Source organism: Dyella sp., assembly GCF_035277725.1.
GTDB lineage: Bacteria > Pseudomonadota > Gammaproteobacteria > Xanthomonadales > Rhodanobacteraceae > Dyella_B.
The window spans coordinates 1-24,478 of record NZ_DATEJY010000191.1; the positions used below are offsets into that span (position 1 = coordinate 1).

At 60.3% G+C, this 24,478-nt stretch carries 25 protein-coding genes; 6 read left to right on the forward strand and 19 right to left on the reverse strand.

Annotated features, from left to right (window positions below; all coding sequences use genetic code 11):
• The first annotated feature begins 106 nt into the window (after nt 1-106).
• On the forward strand, nt 107-1,996 hold the full coding sequence (gene asnB / locus VJR68_RS16320) for an asparagine synthase (glutamine-hydrolyzing) (protein WP_324149440.1): 1,890 nt from the start codon (nt 107-109) through the stop codon (nt 1,994-1,996).
• 109 nt (nt 1,997-2,105) lie between these two features.
• Here the strand turns inward: asnB and VJR68_RS16325 are convergent, their stop codons facing one another.
• The 6 genes from VJR68_RS16325 to VJR68_RS16350 form a co-directional block, all read right to left on the reverse strand.
• Complete coding sequence (locus VJR68_RS16325; RefSeq protein ID WP_324149442.1) at nt 2,106-2,540, reverse strand: RcnB family protein; 435 nt, start codon at nt 2,538-2,540, stop codon at nt 2,106-2,108.
• Between the two features lie 185 nt (nt 2,541-2,725).
• On the reverse strand, nt 2,726-3,814 hold the full coding sequence (locus tag VJR68_RS16330; protein ID WP_324149444.1) for a hypothetical protein: 1,089 nt from the start codon (nt 3,812-3,814) through the stop codon (nt 2,726-2,728).
• A gap of 131 nt (nt 3,815-3,945) precedes the next feature.
• Nucleotides 3,946-4,638: a TorF family putative porin gene (locus VJR68_RS16335; RefSeq protein ID WP_324149446.1), complete on the reverse strand. Its 693-nt coding sequence runs from the start codon at nt 4,636-4,638 to the stop codon at nt 3,946-3,948.
• 9 nt (nt 4,639-4,647) lie between these two features.
• The gene (locus tag VJR68_RS16340) at nt 4,648-5,886 is read right to left on the reverse strand and encodes a S8 family peptidase (RefSeq protein ID WP_324149448.1); all 1,239 of its coding nucleotides are present in this window, start codon (nt 5,884-5,886) and stop codon (nt 4,648-4,650) included.
• Entirely contained in the window at nt 5,883-6,473 is a 591-nt protein-coding gene (locus VJR68_RS16345; protein WP_324149450.1) for a zf-HC2 domain-containing protein, read from the reverse strand. The genes VJR68_RS16340 and VJR68_RS16345 overlap by 4 nt, the downstream gene beginning before the upstream one ends.
• Before the next feature lie 29 nt (nt 6,474-6,502).
• Nucleotides 6,503-7,093, reverse strand: a complete 591-nt coding sequence (locus tag VJR68_RS16350; RefSeq protein WP_324149452.1) for an RNA polymerase sigma factor — start codon at nt 7,091-7,093, stop codon at nt 6,503-6,505.
• A gap of 194 nt (nt 7,094-7,287) precedes the next feature.
• Between VJR68_RS16350 and VJR68_RS16355 the strand changes: the two genes are divergently transcribed.
• Nucleotides 7,288-7,830, forward strand: a complete 543-nt coding sequence (locus tag VJR68_RS16355; protein ID WP_324149454.1) for a carboxymuconolactone decarboxylase family protein — start codon at nt 7,288-7,290, stop codon at nt 7,828-7,830.
• Nucleotides 7,831-7,933: 103 nt separating this feature from the next.
• Here VJR68_RS16355 and VJR68_RS16360 read toward each other — a convergent pair whose 3' ends face one another.
• Nucleotides 7,934-8,878 carry an AraC family transcriptional regulator gene (locus tag VJR68_RS16360; RefSeq protein WP_324149457.1) on the reverse strand — a complete coding sequence of 315 codons (945 nt, stop codon included), beginning with the start codon at nt 8,876-8,878 and terminating at the stop codon, nt 7,934-7,936.
• Between the two features lie 162 nt (nt 8,879-9,040).
• On the opposite strand from VJR68_RS16360, the gene VJR68_RS16365 reads away from it, so the two are divergent.
• Nucleotides 9,041-9,823: a M15 family metallopeptidase gene (locus tag VJR68_RS16365; RefSeq protein ID WP_324149459.1), complete on the forward strand. Its 783-nt coding sequence runs from the start codon at nt 9,041-9,043 to the stop codon at nt 9,821-9,823.
• A 548-nt stretch (nt 9,824-10,371) separates the two neighbouring features.
• Entirely contained in the window at nt 10,372-12,366 is a 1,995-nt protein-coding gene (locus VJR68_RS16370; protein ID WP_324149461.1) for an SPFH domain-containing protein, read from the forward strand.
• Between the two features lie 497 nt (nt 12,367-12,863).
• Here the strand turns inward: VJR68_RS16370 and VJR68_RS16375 are convergent, their stop codons facing one another.
• The 3 genes from VJR68_RS16375 to VJR68_RS16385 are packed head-to-tail and all read right to left on the reverse strand — an operon-like array spanning nt 12,864 to nt 14,771.
• On the reverse strand, nt 12,864-13,082 hold the full coding sequence (locus tag VJR68_RS16375) for a 4-oxalocrotonate tautomerase family protein (protein ID WP_324149463.1): 219 nt from the start codon (nt 13,080-13,082) through the stop codon (nt 12,864-12,866).
• Nucleotides 13,083-13,093: 11 nt separating this feature from the next.
• A complete protein-coding gene (locus VJR68_RS16380) occupies nt 13,094-13,999 on the reverse strand; it encodes an SDR family oxidoreductase (RefSeq protein WP_324149465.1) in 906 nt (301 codons plus the stop codon).
• A 16-nt stretch (nt 14,000-14,015) separates the two neighbouring features.
• On the reverse strand, nt 14,016-14,771 hold the full coding sequence (locus VJR68_RS16385; protein ID WP_324149467.1) for an SDR family oxidoreductase: 756 nt from the start codon (nt 14,769-14,771) through the stop codon (nt 14,016-14,018).
• A gap of 116 nt (nt 14,772-14,887) precedes the next feature.
• Here VJR68_RS16385 and VJR68_RS16390 point away from each other — a divergent pair, with 116 nt between their 5' ends.
• On the forward strand, nt 14,888-15,796 hold the full coding sequence (locus VJR68_RS16390; RefSeq protein WP_324149469.1) for a LysR family transcriptional regulator: 909 nt from the start codon (nt 14,888-14,890) through the stop codon (nt 15,794-15,796).
• Here the strand turns inward: VJR68_RS16390 and VJR68_RS16395 are convergent, their stop codons facing one another.
• Both VJR68_RS16395 and VJR68_RS16400 read right to left on the reverse strand, forming a co-directional pair.
• Nucleotides 15,797-16,027, reverse strand: coding sequence for a hypothetical protein (locus VJR68_RS16395; RefSeq protein WP_324149470.1), 231 nt, complete (start codon nt 16,025-16,027; stop codon nt 15,797-15,799).
• A 101-nt stretch (nt 16,028-16,128) separates the two neighbouring features.
• Nucleotides 16,129-16,434 (reverse strand): hypothetical protein, encoded by a 306-nt coding sequence (locus tag VJR68_RS16400; RefSeq protein ID WP_324149472.1) that lies wholly within the window; start codon nt 16,432-16,434, stop codon nt 16,129-16,131.
• Between the two features lie 308 nt (nt 16,435-16,742).
• Here VJR68_RS16400 and VJR68_RS16405 point away from each other — a divergent pair, with 308 nt between their 5' ends.
• A complete protein-coding gene (locus tag VJR68_RS16405) occupies nt 16,743-17,099 on the forward strand; it encodes a hypothetical protein (protein ID WP_324149474.1) in 357 nt (118 codons plus the stop codon).
• Nucleotides 17,100-17,174: 75 nt separating this feature from the next.
• Here the strand turns inward: VJR68_RS16405 and VJR68_RS16410 are convergent, their stop codons facing one another.
• The 7 genes from VJR68_RS16410 to VJR68_RS16440 form a co-directional block, all read right to left on the reverse strand.
• Nucleotides 17,175-18,071, reverse strand: a complete 897-nt coding sequence (locus tag VJR68_RS16410) for a carbon-nitrogen hydrolase family protein (RefSeq protein ID WP_324149476.1) — start codon at nt 18,069-18,071, stop codon at nt 17,175-17,177.
• 5 nt (nt 18,072-18,076) lie between these two features.
• Nucleotides 18,077-18,670, reverse strand: a complete 594-nt coding sequence (locus VJR68_RS16415) for a GNAT family N-acetyltransferase (RefSeq protein WP_324149478.1) — start codon at nt 18,668-18,670, stop codon at nt 18,077-18,079.
• Between the two features lie 16 nt (nt 18,671-18,686).
• The gene (locus VJR68_RS16420; RefSeq protein ID WP_324149480.1) at nt 18,687-19,091 is read right to left on the reverse strand and encodes a ketosteroid isomerase-related protein; all 405 of its coding nucleotides are present in this window, start codon (nt 19,089-19,091) and stop codon (nt 18,687-18,689) included.
• 614 nt (nt 19,092-19,705) lie between these two features.
• Nucleotides 19,706-21,445 (reverse strand): GGDEF domain-containing protein, encoded by a 1,740-nt coding sequence (locus tag VJR68_RS16425; protein ID WP_324149482.1) that lies wholly within the window; start codon nt 21,443-21,445, stop codon nt 19,706-19,708.
• Nucleotides 21,446-21,458: 13 nt separating this feature from the next.
• Nucleotides 21,459-23,225, reverse strand: a complete 1,767-nt coding sequence (locus tag VJR68_RS16430) for a GGDEF domain-containing protein (protein ID WP_324149484.1) — start codon at nt 23,223-23,225, stop codon at nt 21,459-21,461.
• A 49-nt stretch (nt 23,226-23,274) separates the two neighbouring features.
• Complete coding sequence (locus tag VJR68_RS16435; protein ID WP_324149486.1) at nt 23,275-23,559, reverse strand: hypothetical protein; 285 nt, start codon at nt 23,557-23,559, stop codon at nt 23,275-23,277.
• A 160-nt stretch (nt 23,560-23,719) separates the two neighbouring features.
• Nucleotides 23,720-24,478, reverse strand: a 759-nt coding sequence (locus VJR68_RS16440) for an SAM-dependent methyltransferase (protein ID WP_324149488.1), incomplete at its 5' end; no start/stop codon positions are given.

The following is a 24,478-nucleotide window of genomic DNA, read 5'->3' on the forward strand; positions in this document are numbered from 1 at the left end:
GCGAGGGTTGGGCCAGACCCGGCATCAACAAACTGTATGTCCCCCTTCCATTACAATTCCGCGATTGGGCCACCGATGCCCGCGGAATCGATCAGAGCATCGTTACATGTGTGGAATTTGCGGAATCTTGAGTCGGGATGCAGGACATCCGCGGCCACACCTCGAGCACCAAGCGCGCCTCATGCTGCATGCCCTGGCCCATCGCGGGCCGCATGGGGATGCCTATATTTCGCGGCCCAACCTCGCCATGGCGACCAATCGCCTGGCCATCCGCGGCGTGGATCAGCACCAGCCGCCGCTGCTGGAATATGAAGCGGGCGTGATCGTTGCCTGCAACGGCGAGATCGACAATCACCACGAGTTACGCCGTTCGCTCGCCGATGCCGGGCACGACATGCCGCAGACCACCGACGTCGCCGTGCTGGCGCCGCTGTATCTGGAAAAAGGACTCTCGTTCCTGGAACACGTGCAGGGTGTGTTCGCGCTGGCGCTGTGGGACGGCCGTCATCAACGCTTGATCCTGGCGCGCGATCGCGCCGGCGAGCGGCATCTGTATTACGCCATCATCGGCCAGACGGTGTACTTCGCCTCCGAATTGGCAGCGCTGGTCAAAGCGTGCAAGCCGGATATCGAGATCGACACTACCGGCCTCGCGCACTATCTGCGCTCCGGTTATTGCCCGGCGCCGAACAGCCCGCTCAAGCACATCCACAAGGTGAGCCCGGGCGAGATGATCGTGATCGATCCGGCCGGTACCCGCCGCGTGCGCTACTGGGATTTCCCGACAGAAAAAGCCAACACCGCGCCGACCACGCGCAGCTTCGATCCGATCTTCCGCGAAGCTGTGCGTCGGCAGAGCGACATCGATGTCGACTACGGCGTGCTGCTCAGCGGCGGCATCGATTCCGCACTGATGACCTCGGTGGCGCGCAGCGTGCGGCCGGAAAAACAACTGTCGGCGTATTGCATCCGCTTCGCGGAGGAGTCTTTCGACGAAGGCCAGCACGCGGCGCAGCTTGCGCGCCAGCTGGGCTGCAACTTCATCGAGGTGAATGTTTCCGCGCAGGATGTGCCGCGCACCTTGCGCGAACTGATTCGCGCCAACGGTGAACCGCTGGCCGATCCGGCATGGATTCCGCTGTCGCTGGTCACCAAACGCGCCTCGCAAGACGTGCGCTTGTTGCTCGCTGGCGAAGGCGCCGACGAATTGTTCGGCGGCTATCCCACCTATCTCGGCGCACGCTGGACCAGTCATTACGCCAACTTGCCGGCACCGGTGAAAGCCCTGGCGCAGCGCGCGATCGAATCACTGCCGACCAGCGACAAGAAAGTCACGCTGTCGTTTCTATTGAAGCGCTTCATCAGCGGCCAGGAACTCGATGGCCTGGCGCGGCATCTGCTGTGGACGGCAAGCATTCCGCCGTCATGGCAGCACAAGCTCGGCATCAAGCCACCGATCGACGACACCAAGCACGATGCCGCCCGCCTGATCGACACCATCCAGCGCTACGACTTCGGCCATTCGCTGCCCGACGCGCTGATGGCGAAAGCCGATCGCGGCGCGATGCTGCATGGTGTGGAAATCCGCGCCCCGTTCCTCGACCAGACCGTGATCGAATTCGCCGCCACGCTGCCGTTGGAAGCACGTGTGCGCGGACTGACCACCAAGGTGTTCCTCAAGCGCTATGCGCTGGATTACCTGCCGAAGGAAGTGGTGACACGCCGCAAGCGCGGCCTGTCGGTGCCGTTGGCGTCATGGCTGCGCGGACCGTTGCGCGAGTGGGCGCAGGCGCACCTTGCCAGTAGCGATCTGGCGGCGGCGGGTATCGACACGCGTGTTGCACAAGCCTTGTTCGCCGAACACCAGGCACGCGTCAGCGATCACGCCAGGGCGATCTGGACGCTGGTGGTGTTGAGCGAGTGGCTGCAGTGGCTCAATAGCGAGCGCGTGTCGATGGCAGCGGAAGAAGAGCAGGTGCTGCTGCGGCAATCCTGAGCCGCGAAATATGCGATTTCCTCCCCTGCTTGCAGGGGAGGAAATCAATGATGGCAATCGATGGCACCCGCGCTTTCAGCAAGCGCCACGCGACTTAATCAGTGTTGCCTTAATTCCCCAGCAACTCATTCACGATCAAGCCCGTCGCGACGGCAACGAGCACGAATTGTCCTTCATCGCCGTGCACCCACACATAGCCACGCGGCGGGGCATACAAGTGATAGCGCGCGTAATCGTCGACGTAATACTCGCGTACGCGATAGCGCTCGGGCAGATATTCGCCGCGGCGGTAATGCCTATCCCAACCGACGTGGCGGCCGTGGTCTTCATGCCAGCCGCCGCGGTCGTGGTCATCGTGCCAGCCACGGTCGTCGTGGTCGCGGTGGTCGCGATCGTCATGATGGTCGCCATGATCCCAGCCGTGGCCATGGTCCCCGTGATCGTGATCCCCATGGTCCTGATAGTCCTGCGCCGCGGCAGCCGTGGTGGTCATGACAAGCGGCAGCGAAGAGAGCAAGGCCAGGGCTAGAAGATGTCGTTTCATACGGATAATCCGTGTGGGTAATTCGGCTGTATCGCCGCAAGGTAAAGACTACCCTGACTACCTGAACGCTTTCCGTCCCCGTCGCGATCACGATTGCGAACAGTTTCGCAATCTTCAGACATCGGAAAAAAACGGCCCTCTCCCGCTGCGCAGGAGAGGGCATTCCATCGGCGCACATCGATCGATCAAAACAGGTCGAACGGCGGCGTCAAGCCGGTAAAGTCGCCGATCTGCTTGGCATCATACGGACCATTGGTCTGGTTGAAGCCGTCGCCCGGCATATTCAATTCGCCTTGATCGAAAACGATCTTGCCGGCGGGGGTGACTTCAATCACCCGATTGTTGAACTGATCGCTGATCAACGTATCGCCATTGTGCAAGCGCACGGCGCGTGTCGGCAGCGGCGTGGGATTACTGCCCGCTTGCAGGTTGGTGAAGTACTGCCACACCACTTGATCGCTGCCGTTTACTTCCACGATGCGGTTGTTGTTGGAATCGGCGATTAAGGTATCGCCGTTCGGCAGGCGGCTGGCAAACGCCGCGCCACTGACCGTGCCACCCGCGGTGAACTGCTTGACCATTTGCCCGTTGGGCCTGATCTCGATCACGCGGTTATTGCCTTCGTCGGCAATCAGAATGTGGCCGTTCTCCAGCACTTCGCCGCTGTTCGGATTATTGAGCTGATTCGGACCATCGCCGCTCACGCCGGTGGTGCCGTATTGCCATTCGATCTGATGATTGAAGTTCACCAGAATCACCCGTTGATTGGCTTGATCCGCAATCAGCACGTGCGGGCCGAGGTGGCGGGGGAAGCTGATCAGAAACAACGCCTGCACCGGCGTATTCAACTGATTGGGCCCCGATCCGCCAATGCCGGCCTGGCCGTATTGCCAGATGATGCGGCCGGTGGGGTCGACGATGAATACGCGGTTGTCCGGGCAACCGTTCACCGTATCCGAACAGCCGGGCAAACCGGGCGGCGTGCCAGTGCCGGAAATCAGCGTGAGCGGGCCGAAGCGCTCTGCGTCATTGACGCCGACCACGCTGTGCGGGCCGGGCAGATCGGAACCATTGCCGAAATGCCACACCACCTGGTGCGTCCGGCGGTCGACTTCGATCACGCGGTTGTTGAACTGGTCGGCGATCAGCACATGGCCGTTGTCGTCTTGGGCGGCGGCGGGCCTGGCATACAGCGTGCCGGCGGCCACGCCGGCCACCATCAAGCCCGCCAGCACGGCATGGGCGAGTTGCTTGTTGCGCAAAATGGGTGTCATTGCATGTTCTCCTTCGGAACGAAGAGGTCGATCGGGGGCGTAAACGTCCCCGCTTCTCATGGCGTGCATGAGAAGGTCGGTGCAAACGCTGGCGATGAATTCAGATCAGTGAGATACGCACGCCCATAGCATCACCACGCATACGCGACGCTGAAAACCCAGGCGTTGCGGTGGGTGTCCGCAGCGGAGGGATAACCGAGCGCGACATCGGGCGCGCCGTGTGCCGTGCTCCAGCTCAGCTGGATATTCCACGGCTGCACGGCGAATCCGAGACCCGCCCTTAGATCGGAATGAAAACGGCTCGCGTGATAGTCCGCCACATTGCCGTTGCGCCGCAGATAGCCTGCGTGCGCGAACACGTACCAGTGGCCGGTCAGCGCATGGCTGTCGTTGAGTTCGGCATACCATGTGCCATAACCGGCATTGAAATAATTCGGCGCGTAATAAAGGCGGCCCACCAGTTGCCGAAAGGTGACGCCTGCATACGCCTCCGCATACGCATACGATTCGCCACCGCTGAAGCGCGTATAGCGCACGCCGCCTTCCCAGCTCAGATCCGCGTCCAGGCGCTGCACGTAACCGCCGTAAACAAGCCCTTGCACGGCGTGACCCGCATCAGTTCGCACGTTGGACATCATGCCTCCCGCATACCAGCCGGTGGACGGCCAATCGACATCGAACGCCACTTGCGCAGCCGGCCGATCGTCGCTGAGCGACGCACCGCGAAAGCGGTAATCGGAAACGAAGGTGGCGCTGCCCGTGACTTGAGCGCGGGCCGGTACCGCCAACAACGTGAGCAGAACGGCCACGACGATCCGGAACACGAGGCATGCTCATCGGCGCGGCTCTCCCAGGGACGCATGCGTGGCGGCGCAATGGCAAATGCAACGGTGGCTCACTTGCGCCACGGCCGCGCATGCATCGATCGTCATCGGCCGCATTGAAACCAAGCCTAGCGCAGTTCGTGCGTGCAAAGCGTCATGCAGCTGCGTCAGCGTGATGTCAGGCGACAGGTCGCGCAGCAGGGCCACCAGGCCGCTGACTTCCGCTGCCGCAAAGGATGAGCCGTTCACCAGATTCCAGCGGGCACCGGGCTGGGTGGTGGGAATATCTTCCGCTGGTGCGTGCAAGACGTCGTGCACCTGTACGGTTGAGCGTTCCCCGGCGACCGCCAGCACGCCCTTGTAGGAAGCGGGAAAGCCGCCATCGGCAGCGCTGTCGTCCACCGCGCCCACCACGGCGATGCGTTGCGCTGTCGCGGCATCCAGCAAGCGTTCCAGCAAGCGATCATCCGGACCGCTCAGGCTGAGATTGATGATATGCACGTGCTTTTGCAGCGCGTATTGCAGCGCTTTGGCCAGGGTGAAGCTGTCGCATGCCGATGCCGCACTGCCGTCGGCGAGTTGCCAACAGGCGCGCAAGGCCAGCAGCTGCGCGTGCGGTGCCACGCCCGCGATGCCGACGCCATTGCCTTCGCGCGCGACGATGATGCCGGCCACCTCGGTGCCATGCAGCTCGGCGCGATAGGCGCTGTCGTCCACGAAATTGCGTTGCTCGACCACTTGCCCGGCCAAATCCGGGTTGCCGCTATCGACGCCGCTATCCACTTCCGCAATGGCGACGCCATGACCGGTGGCCGCCGCATGCAATTCGGCGAGATGCCAGTTGTTGGCGGTCGGTTGCAGCGAATAGAGCGGATCGTCGCCGGCAAGCGTGTGGAATGCCTGCCGCGGTTCGGCCGATTCCACGCGTGCATCGTGCGAGAGCAACTGCGTGACGTCGCTCGCGGACGTGCCGGGCGCAAGCCGCATCACGAAACAGTCCAGGCCCAAGGCCGGCATCGGCCAGCTGTCGACCACTTGCAGGCCATATTGCTGCGCCAGTGCGTGTGCGATGCGAAGGCGCGCGTTTTCATCGGGCGATGCGGTGTAGCTGACGGCGTAGCCATCGCCGGCGCGAAGATGTGGCGCAGCCGCGCGCAGCATCACCAGCACCTGCGTCGGCGGCTGCGTTTGCGCATGCGCAGCCATGCCAACACTTAGCCATATCGCGAACAGCCACACGTGCTTCATGGATTGCCGCCCGCGCTTAAATCTTCCACCAGGGCGACTTGCGGCGAGGCGGCCAGCAACTTGCGCGCCGAGGCTTCGCGCGCATCCGGTACGCGCAATACATACGCGCCTTGCGCGGTGGGGCCACCCACGATACGTGCACCGCTTGCGCGCACCAGTTCGCGCATTTGCGCTTCGCGTGCTTGCGCGTTGAACACCACTATCAGCAACGCGCCTTTGTCACCCGGCGCGCTCAAGGTGCGATACGGAACGTGTTGTTGACTGAGCAAACCGATGCCCAAGCCGAGAATCACCGCTGCCTGCAACGCCACCAGCCACGCCAGCCGGCGTTCGCGGCGCTGCCATACCGGCGACGTAGGCGATGCACGGCGCGGATTTCTCATACGGCGATGCAGGTGCTGCATCTTCGGCGAGACGTCATCCTGCTCGGCCTGCGTGGCGAATTCCTCGCGCACGTTGCGCAACCATGCCACTTCCTGCTGGCAATGCAGGCATTCCACCAAGTGCTGGTCCACTTGCTGGCGCTCGTCTTCATCCAGTGTGTCGTTGACGTACCACGGCAAAAGCCGATCGGCTTCTGCGTGCACGGAACCTTCGAACCTGATCACCCGACCGTTCATATGGCCTCCCGCTGTGATGCGAGCGATGCCTTGAGCTTGCGCCGCGCATAGAACATGCGCGTTTTCACCGTATCCACCGGACAGCCCATGATCTGGGCGATATCACGGCAGGCGTAGCCGAAGTAGTAAGTCAGCTCCATCACCGCGCGCTGCTCGGGTGACAGCGCAGCCAGCGCATCGTCCAGATGCTTGCGCACTTCCTGCTGCTGCAAGGCATCGTCCGGACCAGGCGTGGATGCCTCCATGGGTTCATAGGGCTCGGTATCGTGCAGCTGGCCCAGGCGCTCGAGCGCTTTGAGCGATTGTCGATAGGCAATGGCGAGAATCCAGGTCGAAACCTTCGAGCCGTGATTGAAGGTATACGCCTTGCGCCATACCACCATCATGGTGTCGTCGAGAATCTCTTCCACCAGCGCAGGCTGCTTGGTGACGCCGCGCACGAAGCGTTGCAGGCGCGGGCTGTACAGACGGTACAAGGCTTCGAATGCATCCTTTTCCTCCGCCGCGACGCGGCCGAGCAAGGCGGCTTCCTCATCTGTCGCGGCGCCTTCCCACCCCCCTGCCGGATCCGCCTGCTTCTTGCGCATGGCCGTGCCCCAAGCATCGGTGTTTATGGCAGTTCATACCTCGCGGGGGCGGTTCGGTTCAATCGCCGCGGGTATTTTTTTCCGGCAACGCAAGCTTGAGACGAACGAGCATGTTTCTGAGAAAACGAGGCATTAAGCGTCTGCGGCGGGTTCCCTAAAGTGACCCCATCACAACCACAAACGGAGTCAGGACCATGTCTCGCATCAACACCCCCGCCGCCGACACTGCCATTGGCGCCACCGCCGAGGTCTTTGCGCAAATCAAGAAGGCCGCCGGCAGCGTGCCGAACACCTATGCCGCCATCGGCGCCCTCAACCCTGCCGCCCTGAAGGCGATGCTGCAGGCCGACGCCGTGCTGACGGCCGGCACGCTCGCCAGGCAGGACATCGAAACCATCAAGCTGGCCGTCAGCGCTGCCTCCGGCTGTGACTACTGTGAAGCCGCCCATAGCTTGCTGGGCAAGATGGCTGGCCTGAAGCCCGACGTGCTCAAGCAGATCCGCAAGGGCGAAACCACCGGCGACGCCCGCCGCGACGCACTGCTGCAATTCGTGCTCAAGCTGGTGAAAGGCAGCGGCACGGTCAGCGATGCGGATTTCGCGGCGATCAAGCAGGTCGGCTATACGGACGCACAGCTGGTGGACATCAGTCTGGCGATCGCGGCGATTACGTTTACCAACGTGTTCAATCGCATCAATGACACCACGCTGGATTTTCCGGCGGTTGAGCGGGTGTAAACCGTTTGCGGGAAAGCAAAACAACGTCATCCCGGCTTTCGCTGGGATGACGAATCGGTAGCGTTGGGCCTTCTATAAAACTTCAGCATTTCGCCACGCGGATTCAGGCCTGTAAACCACGCCGCCAACTCGCCGGCGTCACCCCCATATGCAGCTTGAAGGCCCGTTGAAACGCCGCCTCCGACTGATACCCCACCCGCTCCGCAATCGCTCCTGTCGACGCCGATGACGTACGCAACTCATTCGCCGCCATCGTCATGCGCACGTCCGTCAGCAGATCGCTGGCCGAACGGCCCAGCTTCTCCTGGAACAAACGCACAAACGTCGCGCGCGACATGTTGCACAGCTGTGCCAGCGCCGGCAGCGTCCACGGATGCCCCGGGTTGTGGAACAGCGCTTCCAACGCCGGCGCCAAACGCGGATAACCGGCCAAGGCCAGCAATCCTTCAGGCGCTTCCTGCGCTTCGCTGGCAAACCGCAACGTCAAGGCAAACAGCGCCGTCGACAGCGCATTGAGCATGGCGCGCCCGCCAAGGCTGTCGCTGCCTGTTTCAACGCGCATCAGCCCAAGCAGATTGGACAGATGCAAACCGGTGTCCGTCGTGTTTTCCGTCTGCGCCGCCGAATGCGCGATCAAGCGCGCAGGCAGATAACCGCGCAGCAGCCGTGCATGCGCGGGATTGAGCACAAAGCGCCCGCACAGCATGTCCAGCCGCGCGCCGGTGCCGCTGTTTTCGCTCCATACCAGGTTGGCAACGGCACGTTCGCGCGCAGGCTTGGCGCGCTTGCCGCCGCCATCGTGCAACGTATGCGCATCGCCATCGGCGAGCAGCACAATGTCTCCCGCTACCAGCTGTTGCGGTTTTCCGCTAACGGGATCTTCCAGCATGGCGCTGCCGCCCAATACCGCGTGATACGGAATTTCACCCGGCGCCGATTCGCTCTGGTCAATGCGCCACGGCGCGCCATACATGCAGCGCAGATCGAGCTGCCCGCGCACAGGCGTGATCTCGAGCAGGCGGCTTAGCCAATCCAGCGGTGCGGACATGCGAGATACCTTTTGAGATGCCGTCGTAGGTTGGGTTGGCGCAGCGTAACCCAACAAAACCCGACAACGCCAAATGTCCCTCTTGAGTTGCGTATCTTCGGCTGTCGCGAAAATGTCGTCGTGTGCTATGAGTAAGCCAACCAACTTTCAGCGAGGGACACGATGGTTGCCAAATACGTGGCCTTGTGGACGATGGCATGGCTCGTTACGTCCACGCCGATGGCCGCCGACCAGCCCTTCAAGCTTGTACGGCAACGGCCAGCCAACATGGTGGACGTAGAAAAAGCCGTTCCGCAGATGCAATTCGATATGCGCTATGCGACCAGCCACAACTTCATCGGCCGCAACATTCACGGCTACGAAGAGCCTGCCTGCCTGCTCACCAAACCTGCCGTTACAGCGCTGAAAAAAGTCGAAGCCAAGCTGTTGCCGATGTGCCTCACGCTGAAGGCTTACGACTGCTATCGCCCGCAGCGTGCCGTGGATGATTTCGTAAGCTGGGCGGCGGATCTGAAGGCCACCCAGATGCAGGCGGAGTTCTATGCCGCTGTTCCCAAGAATCGCCTGTTTGAGGAAGGCTATATCGCGGCGCATTCCGGCCATAGCCGCGGCAGCACGATTGATCTCACCATTGCGCCGCTGGATAGCAACATTCCGCAGATTGCAGCCGACATGCCGCTGGTGGATTGCACGGCGCCGAAACAACAGCGCGCGCCCGACAACAGTTTGGAATTCGGTACCGGCTTCGATTGCTTCAGCCCCGTTTCGCACCCTTCGTATCAAGCGATTTCACCTCAAGCAAAAGCCAACCGCTTGTTGCTGCAGAGCTTGATGATGGATGCTGGCTTTACGCCGCTGGAAACGGAATGGTGGCACTTCACGTTGAAAGACGAGCCTTACCCGGATACGTATTTTGATTTTCCGGTGAAGCACATCACGCCGTAATGGTCCGCGTAGGCTGGGATGAAATCCCGGCATCGATAATCCCAACGAAAGCTGGGATTGCCATCCCGGCCTACGCCCGCAAGATGGGCCACACCGACTGTTATAACGTCACCCCCACTCGCAAAAATCCGGCGTAGAATGCGCGCCATTCAAGGTCAACCGACTGGCCGACATGATCCGCATCTTGCAGTGTCCTTCCCAACTGGGCGCATCGCGAAAGACCAGCAGGCCCTAGCGTCCTGTTCTCCAGGGGCAAAACGTCCACTCCTTCCACTTGAAGCATGTACGACTGAGAGCGTGTGTTCGCTCATGGTCACCGCCATGTTCATTCCATTCCATGCGTTTTTCATAACGACTCGGCCATTGCCGGGCGGATCGTGTCTGGCTGATCGACGACGACAGCCTTAGCCGCATGACGCCCTTCAGGCCCTAAGCCGCTCAAGCAATCCATCCACAACAACCCGCAAAAGACGCCGGGTTGCGGCCCTTTGCACTCCAAAAACCGCCCTGACGACCTGTCAGATTTTTTTCAACAAGGACAAACAGCAATGACTCTGCTTATCGCAATTGCAATAGCTGTCGTAGTACTCGTGGCGCTGACTTTCATGTCCAACGTGTTCGTCTACATTCCCAACGATCGCGTCGGTATCGTCGAGCGGCTATGGGGCGCGCCATCGCTTACGCGCGGCCTGATCGCCTTGAACGGCGAAGTGGGTTTCCAACCGCACGTGTTGCGCGGTGGCCTGCATTACTTCTTTCCGTTCCAGTACCGCGTACACAAGGTTGATCTGGTGACGATTCCGCAAGGCGAGCTTGGCTACATCTTTGCGCGTGACGGCCACGAACTGGTGGACGGCCAGACCTTGGGCGCGATCGTCGACACCGGCATTGAAGACGCTTCCGCGTTCCTGAAAGCCGGCGGCCAGAAAGGTCCGCAGCGCATGATCCTGCGCGAGGGTACGCATGCCATCAACGTCGCGCAGTTCGCCATCATCACGGCATCGCGTGTGCATGGCTTGCTGCTTTCGGATGAAGAGAAGGACACCGTCGACCATATGGGACAAGTGTTGCGCGAACGCAATGGCTTCACCCCGGTGGTGATCGGCGGCCTGGCTTCGAGCACGGATCGCACCGATCGGCCGGATGACGATCCGCGCGATGTGCTCGGTGTCGTCACCATTCACGATGGCCCGGTGCTGCCGCCGGATGAAATCGTCGCGCCGCGCGTGGGCGAGGATCCCGCCAACAAGGCCACTTTCCATAACAACTTCCAGAACATCAATGCATTCCTGCGCGCAGGCGGCCGCCGTGGTCGTCAGCATCAGGTGCTGGTGGAGGGCACGTACTATCTCAATCGCCTGTTTGGCACGGTGGAGTTCATCCGCAAGACCACCGTGCCGGTTGGCAGCGTAGGCGTGGTGGTGTCGTATTTCGGCCAGGCGGGGACGGACCGCTCGGGCGACGGTTATTCGCATGGCGAACTGGTCGACAACGGTTGCCGCGGCGTGTGGAAGGAGCCGCTGTTGCCAGGCAAGTACGCGTTCAATACGTACGCAGGCAAGATTCAACTGGTACCAACCACCAATTTCATTCTCAAATGGTCGCAAGAAGTCACCCATGCGCACAAATACGACGAAAACCTCACCGAGGTCGCACTGATCACCAAGGATGCATTCGAACCGCTGATGCCGTTGTCGGTGGTGGTGCATATCGATTACCGCAAGGCGCCGCTGGTGGTGCAACGCTTCGGCGACATCAAGCGCCTGGTGGACCAGACGCTCGATCCGATGGTCTCCGCGTACTTCAAGAACATCGGCCAAACCAAAACACTTATCGAACTGCTGCAGGAACGTTCGGCCATCCAGGAAAGAGCCAGTACGGATATGCGGGAACGCTTTGCCGCCTACAACCTCGACTTGCAGGAAGTGCTGATCGGCACGCCGCACGGCAGCCCGGGTGCGACGTCGGGGCAGCGCATCGACACCATCCTGAATCAGTTGCGTGATCGCCAGGTGGCGAAGGAGCAGATGGAAACCTTTGACCAGCAACAACAAGCCGCGATCAAGGAACGTACCTTGCGCGAGGCGCAGGCCAGAAACCAGATCCAGGCCGAACTGACCAAGTCCGAGATCAACGTGAAGATCAGGACCAACGAAGGCGATGCCGCGATTGCCGCCGCGACCAAGGAGGCGCAAGTGATCAACATCAATGCCGACGCCGAGCGCCAACGCCAGATTGCGGTGGGCGAAGGTAAAGCGGCAGCCACGGAAGCGGTGGGCAAGGCGGAAGCCAATGCGATTCGCGCCAAGGCTGAAGCGTTGACCGGCGAGGGCGCGCGCATGCAGTTGATCAATGATCTCGGCAAGCAGTTTGCCGACGCCTTGCGCGAAGGGCAGATTGCGATCGTGCCGAAGATTGCCTTGGGTACGGATGGCGGGAATGCGCTATCGACGCTTGCGCAGCTGGCGAATGCGTTTATGGCGGAGAAGCTTGATGCGGAGAATTGGCAGAGTTGGATCAATGACAGGCCTTCGCATGAGTGATGCTTGTCGAGGCCATGCCGATTCATGCCGCGAACGGCTCCCTCCCCTACGTGTAGTAGGGGAGGGTTGGGGTGGGGTGAAGCAAGCTCGCGATGTTCCCTGGTCACCCCATCGCCATTCCGGCCTTCGCCCACTGCTGTCCGGGGAACACTCTCCTCATTCGCCGAAGAGCTTGATACCTCGTCGTCCCGGCGAAAGCCGGACGCAGCGCGAAGCGCGGAGAACGTCCGAATGGACGGCCCCGAAAGGGGTGAGCGGAGCGAATCACCCAGCGACTTGCGGATACTCAAAGGCACTGGACCCAGGCGTTCGCCGGGGCGACGAATCAGGGGATCTTGAATTTCAAGTAGAAAATTTAGACGTCAGGCGATGTGCGAAAAAATTTCCATGCATCTTGTTTTCCCGGATAGCAGTGGGCCTTCGCCGGAAGGACGGTGAAGCAAGCCCAAGCGCTACCGCAAGATTGCCGCTGCAAGTAGGGAAGAGGCATACGGCATTTATTTCTTCTCCAATCCCAATCCCATCTTCGCCAACGTCAACGTTTCATCCGCCCGCCCCCAGCCGCCATCGTTGACCTCCTCCACCAACACCATCGAATACGGCCGCACACCCTCGCCGAAGTACTCGACAAACATGGCGGTAGTGCGATGGATGATCTCTTCCTTGCGTGCGGCATCGAGAATGCCTTCGGGAAATTTGTAATTGGCAAACGGCATGATGTTGCTCCTCAGTGTTGAATGCGCGGCGACAACAAGTCGCCCAGCTGGATGCGGCGCAGAAACTCTGCGCGAATGCGATCGGCCACCACGTTGACCACCTCGCAACCGTCGTCGGCCGGATCGACATGCACGCGGAACGGGCGATGGCCATACGGTGTATTCACCACCTCGACTACCGCGCGGGCGACGCTGGCGGGATCGGCATCCGGCGGTTCGCAGGCGGCCAGGTTTTTCAACGCTTCGTCGGCAAGTCCTTGCGTGGGGCCTTGGTCGTAAGTGGCTTGGCGTTCCTTGTCGGCCGGCGTGGCGGCATGCAGGAAATGATGGGTGCCCTTGGTGAAGGCGCCGGGCACGACGATGGTGGTTTCGATGCCCCAGCGCGCCAGTTCGCTGGCATAACTCACAGCCACGGCATCCATCGCTGCTTTCGCGGCAAAGTAGGGCGCAAGGAACGGCGGCGTGCCGCCGCGATGGCTGCTGCTGCCGATCCACAGCAGCATGCCGTGTTGTTGCTTGCGCAGTTGCGGCAAGGCGGCGCGGTTCACGCGCTGGGTGCCCAGTACGTTGATGTCATAGAGTTGTGCGTATTGTTCCGGCGTAAAGGCTTCCGCCGCGCCGAAAACCATGTGGCCGGCGTTGTGCATCACGATGTCGAGGCGCCCTTGTTCGGCGATGACCTGCGCCACGGCCGCGTCGGCGGATGCCTGGGATTGCACATCCAGTTCGACCGCACGCAGTTGCACCTTGTTGGCGGCGGCGTACGTGTTGAGCGCGTCGACTTGCGGTGCATTGCGCCCGGCGGTATCGCGCATGCTGGCGTACACGATATGGCCGGCATCGGCCAACGCGCGTGCGCTCATCGCGCCGAAGCCGCTGGATGCACCGGTGATCAGGATGACGTGTGGCTGGTTCATGACGTTCTCCCAGGGCTCAGGCGAAGCCGCCGTTGACGCGAATCACCTGGGCATTCACCCAGGACCCGTCGGGACCGGCAAGGAAAGACACGGCGGCGGCGATTTCTTCCGGCGTGCCGAGGCGTTCGAGCGGTGCAAGCTTGGCGATCTGCGCGACCTGCTCGTCCGACTTGCCGGTAAAGAACAACTCGGTGGCGACGGGGCCGGGTGCGATCGCGTTTACCGTGATGTCACGGCCGCGCAATTCATTGGCAAGCACGTGCACCAGGCCTTCCACGCCGGCCTTGCTGGCAATGTAGGCGCCATACGCCGGAAAGGCCTTGGCGAGTACGCTGCTGGAAAGCGCGATGATGCGCCCGCCTTTGCCCAGCTGGTGCGCCGCCTGCGCCATCACCAGAAACGCGCCGCGCAAGTTGGTGGCGATGGTCTTGTCGAAGGCGTCCAGGCTGCTTTCGGCAATCGGCGCCAGCGGCATGATGCCGGCGCTGTTGACCACCACGTCGATGCCGCCGAAGGTTTCCTTCGCGGCAGCAAACAGGCGGGCGACGTCCGTCGGGTTGCCAACGTCGCCTTGCACGGCCGCCGCTTTGCCACCGGCTGCTTCGATCGCGGCCACCGTTTCCTCTGCCTTGGCGGCATTGCCGGCGTAGTTGATGACGACCGCGAAACCATCCTTGGCAAGGCGCATGGCAATGGCCTGGCCGATGCCGCGCGAACCACCGGTGACGATGGCCGTTTTCGGTAGGGGCTGACTCGATAGGTTCTGGCTCATGGGAAGGCTCCAGTGAAGGGTGTGGGTTGGGACGGGAGCCAGTCTGGTCGTTCGTGCTGTTGGGATAAATGCTGCTAACCTGATAATCAAATTCAACCAGACTCAATAATCCGGCCGTGGATCGCCTAGAAACCCTGCAACTGTTCACCCGCATCGTGGAGGCCGGCAGTTTCAGCCGGGCGGCGGACATGCTCGATATTCCGCGCGCCACCGCCACCTACGCCATCAAGGAGCTGGAAGCGCGGCTGGGCGTGCGATTGCTGGAGCGAACCACGCGCCAGGTGCGCGCCACGTTGGATGGTCAAGCTTTTTACGAACGCTGCGTGCAGATTCTCAGCGAACTAGACGATGCGGAAGCCGCCTTGCGCCACGTGGCCGCCAACCCGCGCGGCACCTTACGGGTGGATATGTCCGGCACGCATGCCATGCACATCGTGCTGCCGCATATCGATGACTTTCGCCGCTGCTATCCCGGCATCGATATGGTCGTCAGCTGCGGCGACCGTCTGGTCGACCTGGTGCGCGAAGGCGTGGATTGCGTGATCCGCTCCGGCACGCCACGCGACTCCGCGCTGGTCGCGCGCCCTCTCGCCCGCATGCCGCAAGTGATCTGCGCAAGCCCCGACTATCTCGCCCGCGTCGGCATACCGCAGCATCTGGATGAGCTGGCTGCCCATCAGGTGGTGAAATTCCTTTCCACCAGCGGCATCGACCACACGCTGGACCTGATCGTCGACGGCAAACCGCGCAGCGTTACCGTTGGCGGCTGGATCGCCGTCAACGATGCGGAGGCCTATGTGATCTGCGCGATGCGCAACTGCGGGCTGATCCAATTGCCGCGCTATCACGTGGAGAATCTTTTGCGCGATGGGCAACTGGTGGAAGTATTGGCCGACTGGCCAAGCCCCGCCTTGCAAGTGTCCGCGCTGTATCCCTATCGACGGCAATTGTCGCCGCGCGTACGCGTATTCGTGGAGTGGATCAGCGGCTTGTATCAGGCGCGGTTCGGCGCACTCGATGGCTGACTAGCCGTGCTCGCTTGCCGGCAATAGCCGCCGATCAAAGGATCGCCACAAACCATCCTGACCTTCGATGCTGACGATCGCTTGATTCGTAGCCGATGGCTCATCACGGTAATGCTCGACCACAAACGCCAGCGCCGCTTTCCGCGAAGGAAAGCGCATGGCCGTATCGCCATGTACCAGGATGCTGTCGGGGCAATCGATGCCGGAGTAGGGCAGGTAAAACTTTAGCAAGACGATGCAGGACCCGGTGCGGACCTGCGCCGTACTGTGGCAATGGATCTATCGAGCTTGCGTGAAATTGACGTTTTACTGAAGCGAACGAACTGGACGCATCACGCCGGCGGTGCGCTACATGTATGGCCATGCATGCCAGAGCCTTGCGGGATGGTGCAAACGACGCGATAGGTATTGGAGGCGACCTGCTTGTAGAGGCAACTGCCGTTACGCGCTGCCAGCTGATCCACGATTCTGGCCCAGGTGCCTTGCTTTGCGGTCGAGACCCTGCACGCAATCTTGATGCCTTGGTGCACGCCCTGTACATCGTGCAATTCCGGCATTTCGTCTGCAGTGATCTCGAACAGATGGCGCCCGCCCTTGTTGAGAAATTCATCGAAACGCAGCACGTTCGTTAAATGCATGACAGTCATGCGTGCACCTCGCGTCTTCTTGTTTTTGGTCCACCGAGAATACCGTGACGATCTTTACACGCAGGTTAATCGCCGCTCCTTCAGTCGCGCGGTGTTCACATAACTTACAGGCAGCGCGATGCGCGCTTGTTCTGTTTTGTGAAGATCAACGATCACGTTGCGACGACACAAAACTGGTAAAGGTACGCGTTACCGAGTTCCCGCGTGTCTCCAGGGGGCCTCTCGATCTCGGAAGTTGTTCAGGCATTCATGGTTGGACTTCTTTTGCAGCGAGTCGTCTTCGGAGGACGCGTGATTGTATGGACATCGATTCGGAGACACGTCTACACCCAACCGTGCACAAGGCGGTCTCTGCTTTGCAAGCGGGCGACAAACTCACCTGGCTGACGTGTTTCACTGCTTCAGCCAAGCTGTTCGACAACGGCAAGCGCAGGGGTTTCCACCAGTTTTCGCGCGACAACGTCGGCGTGATGTACTTCACTGCCATCGAGCATATCGATAGCGATGGCCGAGGTGTGCGTGGATGGTTTCATCTCGACGATGGTGAAGAGATCGTCGCGTACTTCAAGTTCCGCATCGATACTGCAGAGATGTGCAGCCGGTTGGATGTCTATCGTTTGGAAGGAGAGCGGCACCTTCCCTTGCAGGGCAACTGAGTTCGCAGGTTGGGTTACCCCGGACTTGATCCGGGGGTAACCCAACGCATGCGTGCAGGGTGGCTGGTTTCCAATTCATGCCTGCTCAAACTTCGCAACAAACGCGCGTTGCACACCAGGCAACAACTGTCCCCGCCAATCACTCGCTACACCAACCTGCCCATTCGCACGCGCCGCTTGCACGCCGGCCACATCCACCTCGGCCACCAGCCAGCCCGACGCGGCATCCAGTTCGGCCAGCACACCGCCATCCGGCAAACCCCAATCCGGTTGCACATAAATCGCCGCGCGGCCGGTATTCGTATCCAGCGCCGCACTCCATTCGCTTTCACCCGCCGTTACCGCGCACAACACGGGAATCTGGTTCTCCAGCGCGCGCGCCTGGCAACCGATACGCACGCGTGCAGCGCCCGCCGCGGTATCGGTGCAACTGGGTACCAGCAACAAGGCAGCGCCGGCTTCGGTTTGCGCGCGTGCGTACAAAGGAAACTCCACGTCATAGCAAATGTTGATGCCCACGCGCCCCAATTCAGTATCGAACACCTTCAGTGCGTTGCCAGGCGTGATCACCTTGGCTTCTTTCTCAAAACCGGTAAGGCGAAGCTTTTCCTGCCACACGTGATGACCGTGCGGATCGAATAGCAGACTGCGATTGCGGTAGCCGCCATTGCCGTGAAGGCGCAGGAAGCTGCCGGCCAGCACGTAGATGCCGCGCTGTCGCGCGATACCGCCAAACAGCGAAAGCCAGCGCGCATAAAGCGTATCCACCGATGCCAACGAGCGATGCAGATCGTTATAGATCTCCGGCCCGAACGTATAAGCCAGTTCCAGCGCCAGATATTCGGGCAGCACCACCCACTGCGCACCTTGCGCGGCGACGGCCGCCAACTCCCGCTCGATGCGCGCGGCGAAATCATCGAAGTGCCGAGGGGCCTCGATCGGCCATTGACCGACGGCAAATGTCACCTTCATCGTGTTCAGAACTCCAGCGAGCGTGACCAGAAGCGCAACAGATGAGGGCTGGCTTCTTCTTGCCCAAGCTCCCGCCACGAGAGTTCGCAGAACAGATCACGCTGGCGCTGATAGCCGCGCTTGGCCCAGAACCCGTCGTTAGAGCGATATTCCGGTGGACGGCGTGGATCGTGCTCATCGCGCTCCACCGCGCAGAACACCGTCTGCTTGAATCCGTTGCGCCGCGCGTGCGTCTCGCGCTCGTCGAAAAAGCGATGGCCGATGCCCTTGCCCCGATAAGCATGCAACAGCACCGATTCGCCGAAATAGAAAATCGGTTCCAGTGCATAGCCCTTCTTGCGGAAGGGCAGCTGAAAGGCCACCTGATCATCCAACAGCGGAATACCGGTCGCCGCGCCCACTACTTCCTGATCATCCAGCGCCAGCACGAACACGCTGCGCGGCGAGCGCGCGTACGCCATCAGGTAATCGCTCTCGTAATCCGTGCTGCCCTCATACAGATAGGGATAATCGCGGAACACGGTGGTGCGCAGCCGGGCCAGGTCCTCCAGATAGGGCGCGACTGCTTCGCCGGTGCAGCTGAGGATATGCAGCGTCATCGTTGCGTTCCCGTGCTCAGGCGGACACCTGGGCGATCCAGTCATTGAGGTTGTAGTAATTGGTAACCCGCGCGATCTTGCCATCGCGCATTTCAAAGAATGCACCGCCCGGCAGCACGTAGCGCTGCCCGCTCGCCGCCGGCAGGCCTTCATCGTCGGCGAGATATTCGCCATGCACCACATATTCCGCTGCCGCGCGCTGGCCCCCGGCTGCCGCCATCACCACAATATCCGTCAACTGCTCGCGGTAGCTGCGCTCCATGCGCGCAAGAAAAGCCCGAAATGCCTCCCGTCCCGACTCGCGCGAACCCTGATTGGTGTCATGCGCCACGTCGTCGGCCAGGCAATCGAGCATGGCCTGCCAATCGCCGCGATTGAAAGCGGCGTAATAGCGTTCGATCAGGGCAACGGTGTTGGGCATCGGCGAACTTCCAGGGAAGGGAGGGGACAATTAGCTTAGAACACGGTGCGGCGCATATGACATGTGAAAACACGCAGCACATGCTAACCGTAGGTTGGGTTGCCCCGGGCTTGATCCCTGTCTCTTGATCGCATCTTTTCCGGACTTGCCGATCGTGCCTCGAAGCCGTAAAACGCCGCGAGTCGATTCCCTCCCCTGCGTGGAGGGGAGGGAACGGGTCAATGCTCCGAACTTAAGGCTCTTTCAGTCGCCACAGAATCCAAACCCGTCATTCCAGCGAAAGCTGGTACGCGGGGAGAGCACATGGACGTGCTCGGCTTTGAGGAGCGAGGAATCCAGTGCCTTTCGGCTAAAAGTCGCTGGAATGACGAACAAGAGTTTCCAGCGGTTGAAAATCCTTAAGTTTGGAGCATTGGGGCTAGGGTGGAGTGCGAGCGAAGCGAGCGGCTAGGGCTACACGTCGCCGCAAGGTGTATATCGCCACATGATTCATGCTGCCAACATTCATCGCGACATTCGGCTGCGCGCTAAAGCCCAAGCAACCCCACCCCAGCCCTCCCCTACTGCCGCAGGGAAGGGAGAGCGATCCTCGCAAGACTGCACCTTCACGTGCTTCAGATATCACCCCCGGCATTGGCTGCCATGACACGATTTCGCCCAGCGCGCTTCGCCCTGTAAAGCGCCGCATCCGCATCCCTGGACAAGCGCTGCAACTGGTAACCGGATTGATCGGTACACGCCAGGCCAAGGCTGGCGGAAAACGACATGACGCCGCCTTCCACGTCCACCAGCGTCGCCTCGATGGTGGTGCGAATGCGGTCGGCGATCGCCATGCCTTGTTCGTGGTGGCAATCGACCAGCAGCACGCAGAATTCCTCGCCGCCGAGCCGGCCGAACAGATCGCTGGCGCGCAGATGCTGCCGGCAGATGGCGACCGTGCAACGCAGTACCGCATCGCCCAGGGCGTGGCCGTGCGTGTCGTTGATCTGCTTGAAGTGATCGAGATCGATCGCGACCAGGCAAGCCATGCCGTGTTTTTTCTCGAGCCATTGCAAGGCGCGTTCGGCTTCGCTGATGAAGTGCTGGTGATGAGAAATACCCGTAAGCCCATCCAGAAAGGAGAGTTGCTTGAAGCGAAGCTGCGAGCGTTTCAGCCGGAACAGCCACAAGATCACCGATGCGAGCACCAATACCAGCAGGACGATATAAAGCCGCCCGGTCTCGATCGCCTTGGCAGCCAGCGTCTGTTGCAGCGTGAGAATGCTGTTTTGCTTGCTAAGACGTTCCGTCTGCATCTTCTGCACCAGCAGGTGCTGCTCGGCCATGTCGTAGGCGAGCGCGCGCGAGCGGATGTCGTCGAGGTGGCTTTTTTCAAGGTTGGAATAGTGTTCGTAGTAGTTGAGCGCGGCGGTGTTATGGCCCAGCTTCTTTTCGATCTGATACAGCGCCTGATAGTCGTTCATAAGCCACTCGCCGGTGTCATCCGGTTGGCTGATGGCCAGTGCATCCAAGGCGGCTTTTTTCGCCTCAACGAGGTTGCCCAGCTCAAGGTAGGCTTGTGCGCGCTCCACCCTCGAAGACTGCATATGCGGGTAAAAATGCGCCATGCGCACCGACGGTGCGACCTGATCGAGCACCGTCATCGCCTTGGCCGGCTGGTTTTCGTCGATGTAAAGGTTGGACAGGACCAGCCACATCCCATTGGCCATGACCGGTTCGCGTGCAGCCGTGCAGACGTCGATGGCGTGTCGCACTTCCGTACTGGCCGATGTCAGCCGCTTGCCGTTATACAGTGCCGCGGCTTCCAGGAAAAAAGGCCGGCACGCATCTTCGTCGGGGGGAATGGCATCCTCCGCCATGCGTGCATATTGCACAGCCAGGTCGGTCTGGCCGGCGAAATCCAGCATCTGCGATAGATTCGTCAGCAGCGTATAGCGACTGTCCAGATCTTTGATCGTAGGCAGGCTGGACGCCAGATGATTGGCAAGCGCAAACGCGTCTTCGTAGCGTCGGTTGAACGCGAGGTTGGTCAACAGCATGCCCGATGCCTTGGCGGTCAGGATCGAATCGCCGGAGCGATCGATGATCTCGTGAAACTCCCCCTCGGACTGGACGTATTTTCCGTTGAACATGTCTTCCCATGCGTCGAGATAACGCAGGTGCCATTGCTCATCTTCGGAAAGCTGGGGCGCATCGTGGTGAATTTGCGCCAGCATCTGGATGAACCGCGGATGGTCTTTCAGGCGCACGCTTTCGGCTTGATCCAGAAACTCGCCTGGGTTCGTAATCGAGCTAGCGGCGTAGCTGACGTGCGCAAGCAAACACCACGTCATGGCCACGAGCCATGGACGCATACGGCTTAGCCGCTCAAACCTGGCTTGCACGCTTCCCGGCATGCTCGGCCTGGCCGTGATCGGCAGGTTCGTCACTGGCAACAACACGATTACGACCCGCTCGCTTGGCTTTGTACAGCGCGGCATCGGCTTCCTTGCACAAGCGTTGCAGCTCAAACCCCGACGTGTCGGTAGATGCCACGCCGAGGCTGGCGGAAAACGACACGACGCCTCCATCGACATCAATCAGCGTGGCTGCCAGCGCAGCGCGAATGCAGTCGGCAATCGCCAGACCCTGATCGCGCCGGCATTCGACTAGGAGTACGCAGAATTCTTCGCCGCCGAGGCGGCCGAACAGATCGTTGGGGCGCAATTGATGCCGGCAAATGGCGACAGTGCGTTTCAGCACGGTATCGCCGAGCGCGTGACCGTGGGTGTCATTGATCTGCTTGAAGTGATCGAGGTCGATGGCGATGAGGCAGGCGCTGCTGTGCTTTTTCTCCAGCAAGCGCAGCACACGTTCGGCTTCACCGGTGAAGTGTTGATAGTTGAAGATGCCGGTAAGCCCGTCCATGCTGGAGAGCTGTTTGAAGCGCAGCTGCGAGCGTTTGAGGCGAAACAGCCAAACGACGACCGATACCAATACCAGCAACAGCAAAGCAATATAGAGACGGCTGGTTTCGACGGCTTTGCCGGCCAATGCTTGTTGCAATTTTAGAATATTGTTTTGCTTGCTCAGGCCTTGCGCCTGCATTTTTTGAACAAGCAAGCGCTGCTCGGTGACGTCGTAGGCCAATGCTCTGGCGTGGACATCATCGAGATGGCTCTTTTCGAGGGTAGAGTAGCGTTCGTGGTAGGCGAGTGCAGCTGCGTTGTGCCCTTGCTTTTTCTCGATCTCGTAAAGCACTTGATAGTCGTTCATTACCCAATCGCCAGTGTCATCGGGATGGCTCATGGCCAAGGCTGCCAAGGCGACTTTTTTTGCTTCGTTGATGTTGTCCAATTGGACATAGGCCTGCGCGCGCTCGACCTGTGAGGACAGTATATGAGGATAAAAGTGGGCACCAAGGACAGACGGAGCAATTTGATCGAGCAGAGCCAGAGCCTTGAGTGGTTGTTTCTCGTCGATATAAAGATTGGCCAGAACCAGCCACATGGAGTTGCCAAGAGTCTTGTCCTGGGGCGCCGTGCAGGCATCGATGGCTTGGTGTACTTCTGGGCTGGCTGATGTCAGTCGATTGCCGTTATAGAGTGCCGAAACTTCCATAACGAGAGGGGCGCATAACGTTTCGCCAGCAGGAGTCGTATCTTCTGCCATGCGTGCATACTGGACCGCCAAATCGATTTGGTCGGCAAAATCCAGCGTTATGGATAGATTTATCAACAGGTCAAAACGTATCCGAGGATCATTGACCTCAGGCAACGCGGACGCCAGGTGATTGGCCAGTGCAAAAGCCTCCTCGTAACGCCGATTGATCGACAGGATTTTTACAAGAAGTGCCGATGCTTTGGTAATCAGCTTCGGATCGCCGGAGTGGGCGATGATCTGGCGAAGCGCTTGCTCCGATTTTTCATAGTTCCCATCGAACTGGGCGTTCCATGCATCGAGATAACGTAGGTGCCAATGCTCGGCTTCGGAAAGGCGGGAATCCTGCTGGTGGATTTGCTCCAGCATCTGTACGAACTGGGGATGATTTTTCATCCGCAGGCTTTCAGTCTGGTCGAGGAATTTGGCCGGATCCGCTATGGGAGCAGTTGCGTATCCTGGCTGCACGAGCACAACCCAGAACATGGCCATCATAAAGGGCCATACGCGGGTGCGAATCGGCAGCCTACACATGCAGGCCTGCCTAGTTCCTGCTCGGCTGCGACGGAGGTGTGGGTAGCGGGCCTTCAAGCGGCTCCTCTTCTTCTGGTCTTTCCTCGTCGTCAGGAAGCATATTTACTTGAGGCGATTGCTGTCGTATCGGCCCCAATTCCCTGGACAACCGCAGGCTGTCACTGAACGCAACCGCCTCCTTGAGTGCTTCGGAAGCCTGAGCTTTTACTAGCACTTTGGTCAATTCTTCCGTCGAAGCATGGCGTAGCGACGCATCTCGGCCGATGGCTTCCAACAAGTCGATCGTATCAGTCATGTTATTTCCCTGTTTTTTTATGTCGATCGTGGCGCAGTGGAGCAGTAGAACGCTGTTGCCCTATAAGCCATTATCACGCCGGTTTATGGCGGCACGTACATCAGAAACCTTCCACCCCATATGCGCGGACCACGTAAAAATCGTGCCTGGCCGGTTAGTGCTAGGCGTTCGCTACCATGCCTGTTCTTTCCAGTTTATCCAAAGCATCCAACCGCTTTCGCATCGCCAGGTTTACCTTCAAGGTCTGGGCCGGTGGCAGGACCACGGTTTCCTCGGTGGTCAACGAGATATCGGGAAGGCTACGCAGCGCCACGTGGCGAATCTGCGGCTTGTCGATCGGCAACGTTGCCGATCGATAAACAATCACCTCGTGATCCAGCGGATAATCTTCGCTCAACCGATCCACCAACACCTGCCGATACGCCGGCCCGGTCTGGAATCGCCCCAGCGACCAATCGCCGACCAGCCCGACCTGCCACAGCACCAGATACCCGGCAGGATCGATGCGCCGCTCGTAAAACAACAGCTGGCTGGCTTCAAAGTGCTGGCACCCGAACCGGCCGGGATCGATGCCCAAGTCCGCATAAAGACAGTCTTCGGCTGAAATACCCGGCTCCATATACGCATCAAAGCCCTCCGCGCGCGCCATCTCGATGGCCTTGTGCGGCGACCAGGCGAAGATACCGGGATGCCCATAAAACACGCCGCAAACGCGCTTGCCGGTGCGCACCTCGTCCATCATCAGGGCGACCCATTCCTTATACGTCTTCAGCCGCGACTTGCCTTCCTTGTAATAGGGCTGAAGGCTGCGTACGTCCGGATGCATGCGTTGCAGCCACTTTTCGACCACGCCATCGGAAAGCGCCGCGAACACCACATCGGCGCGCTCGATATGGCTGCGCGCCAGCGGGGTGAGGTG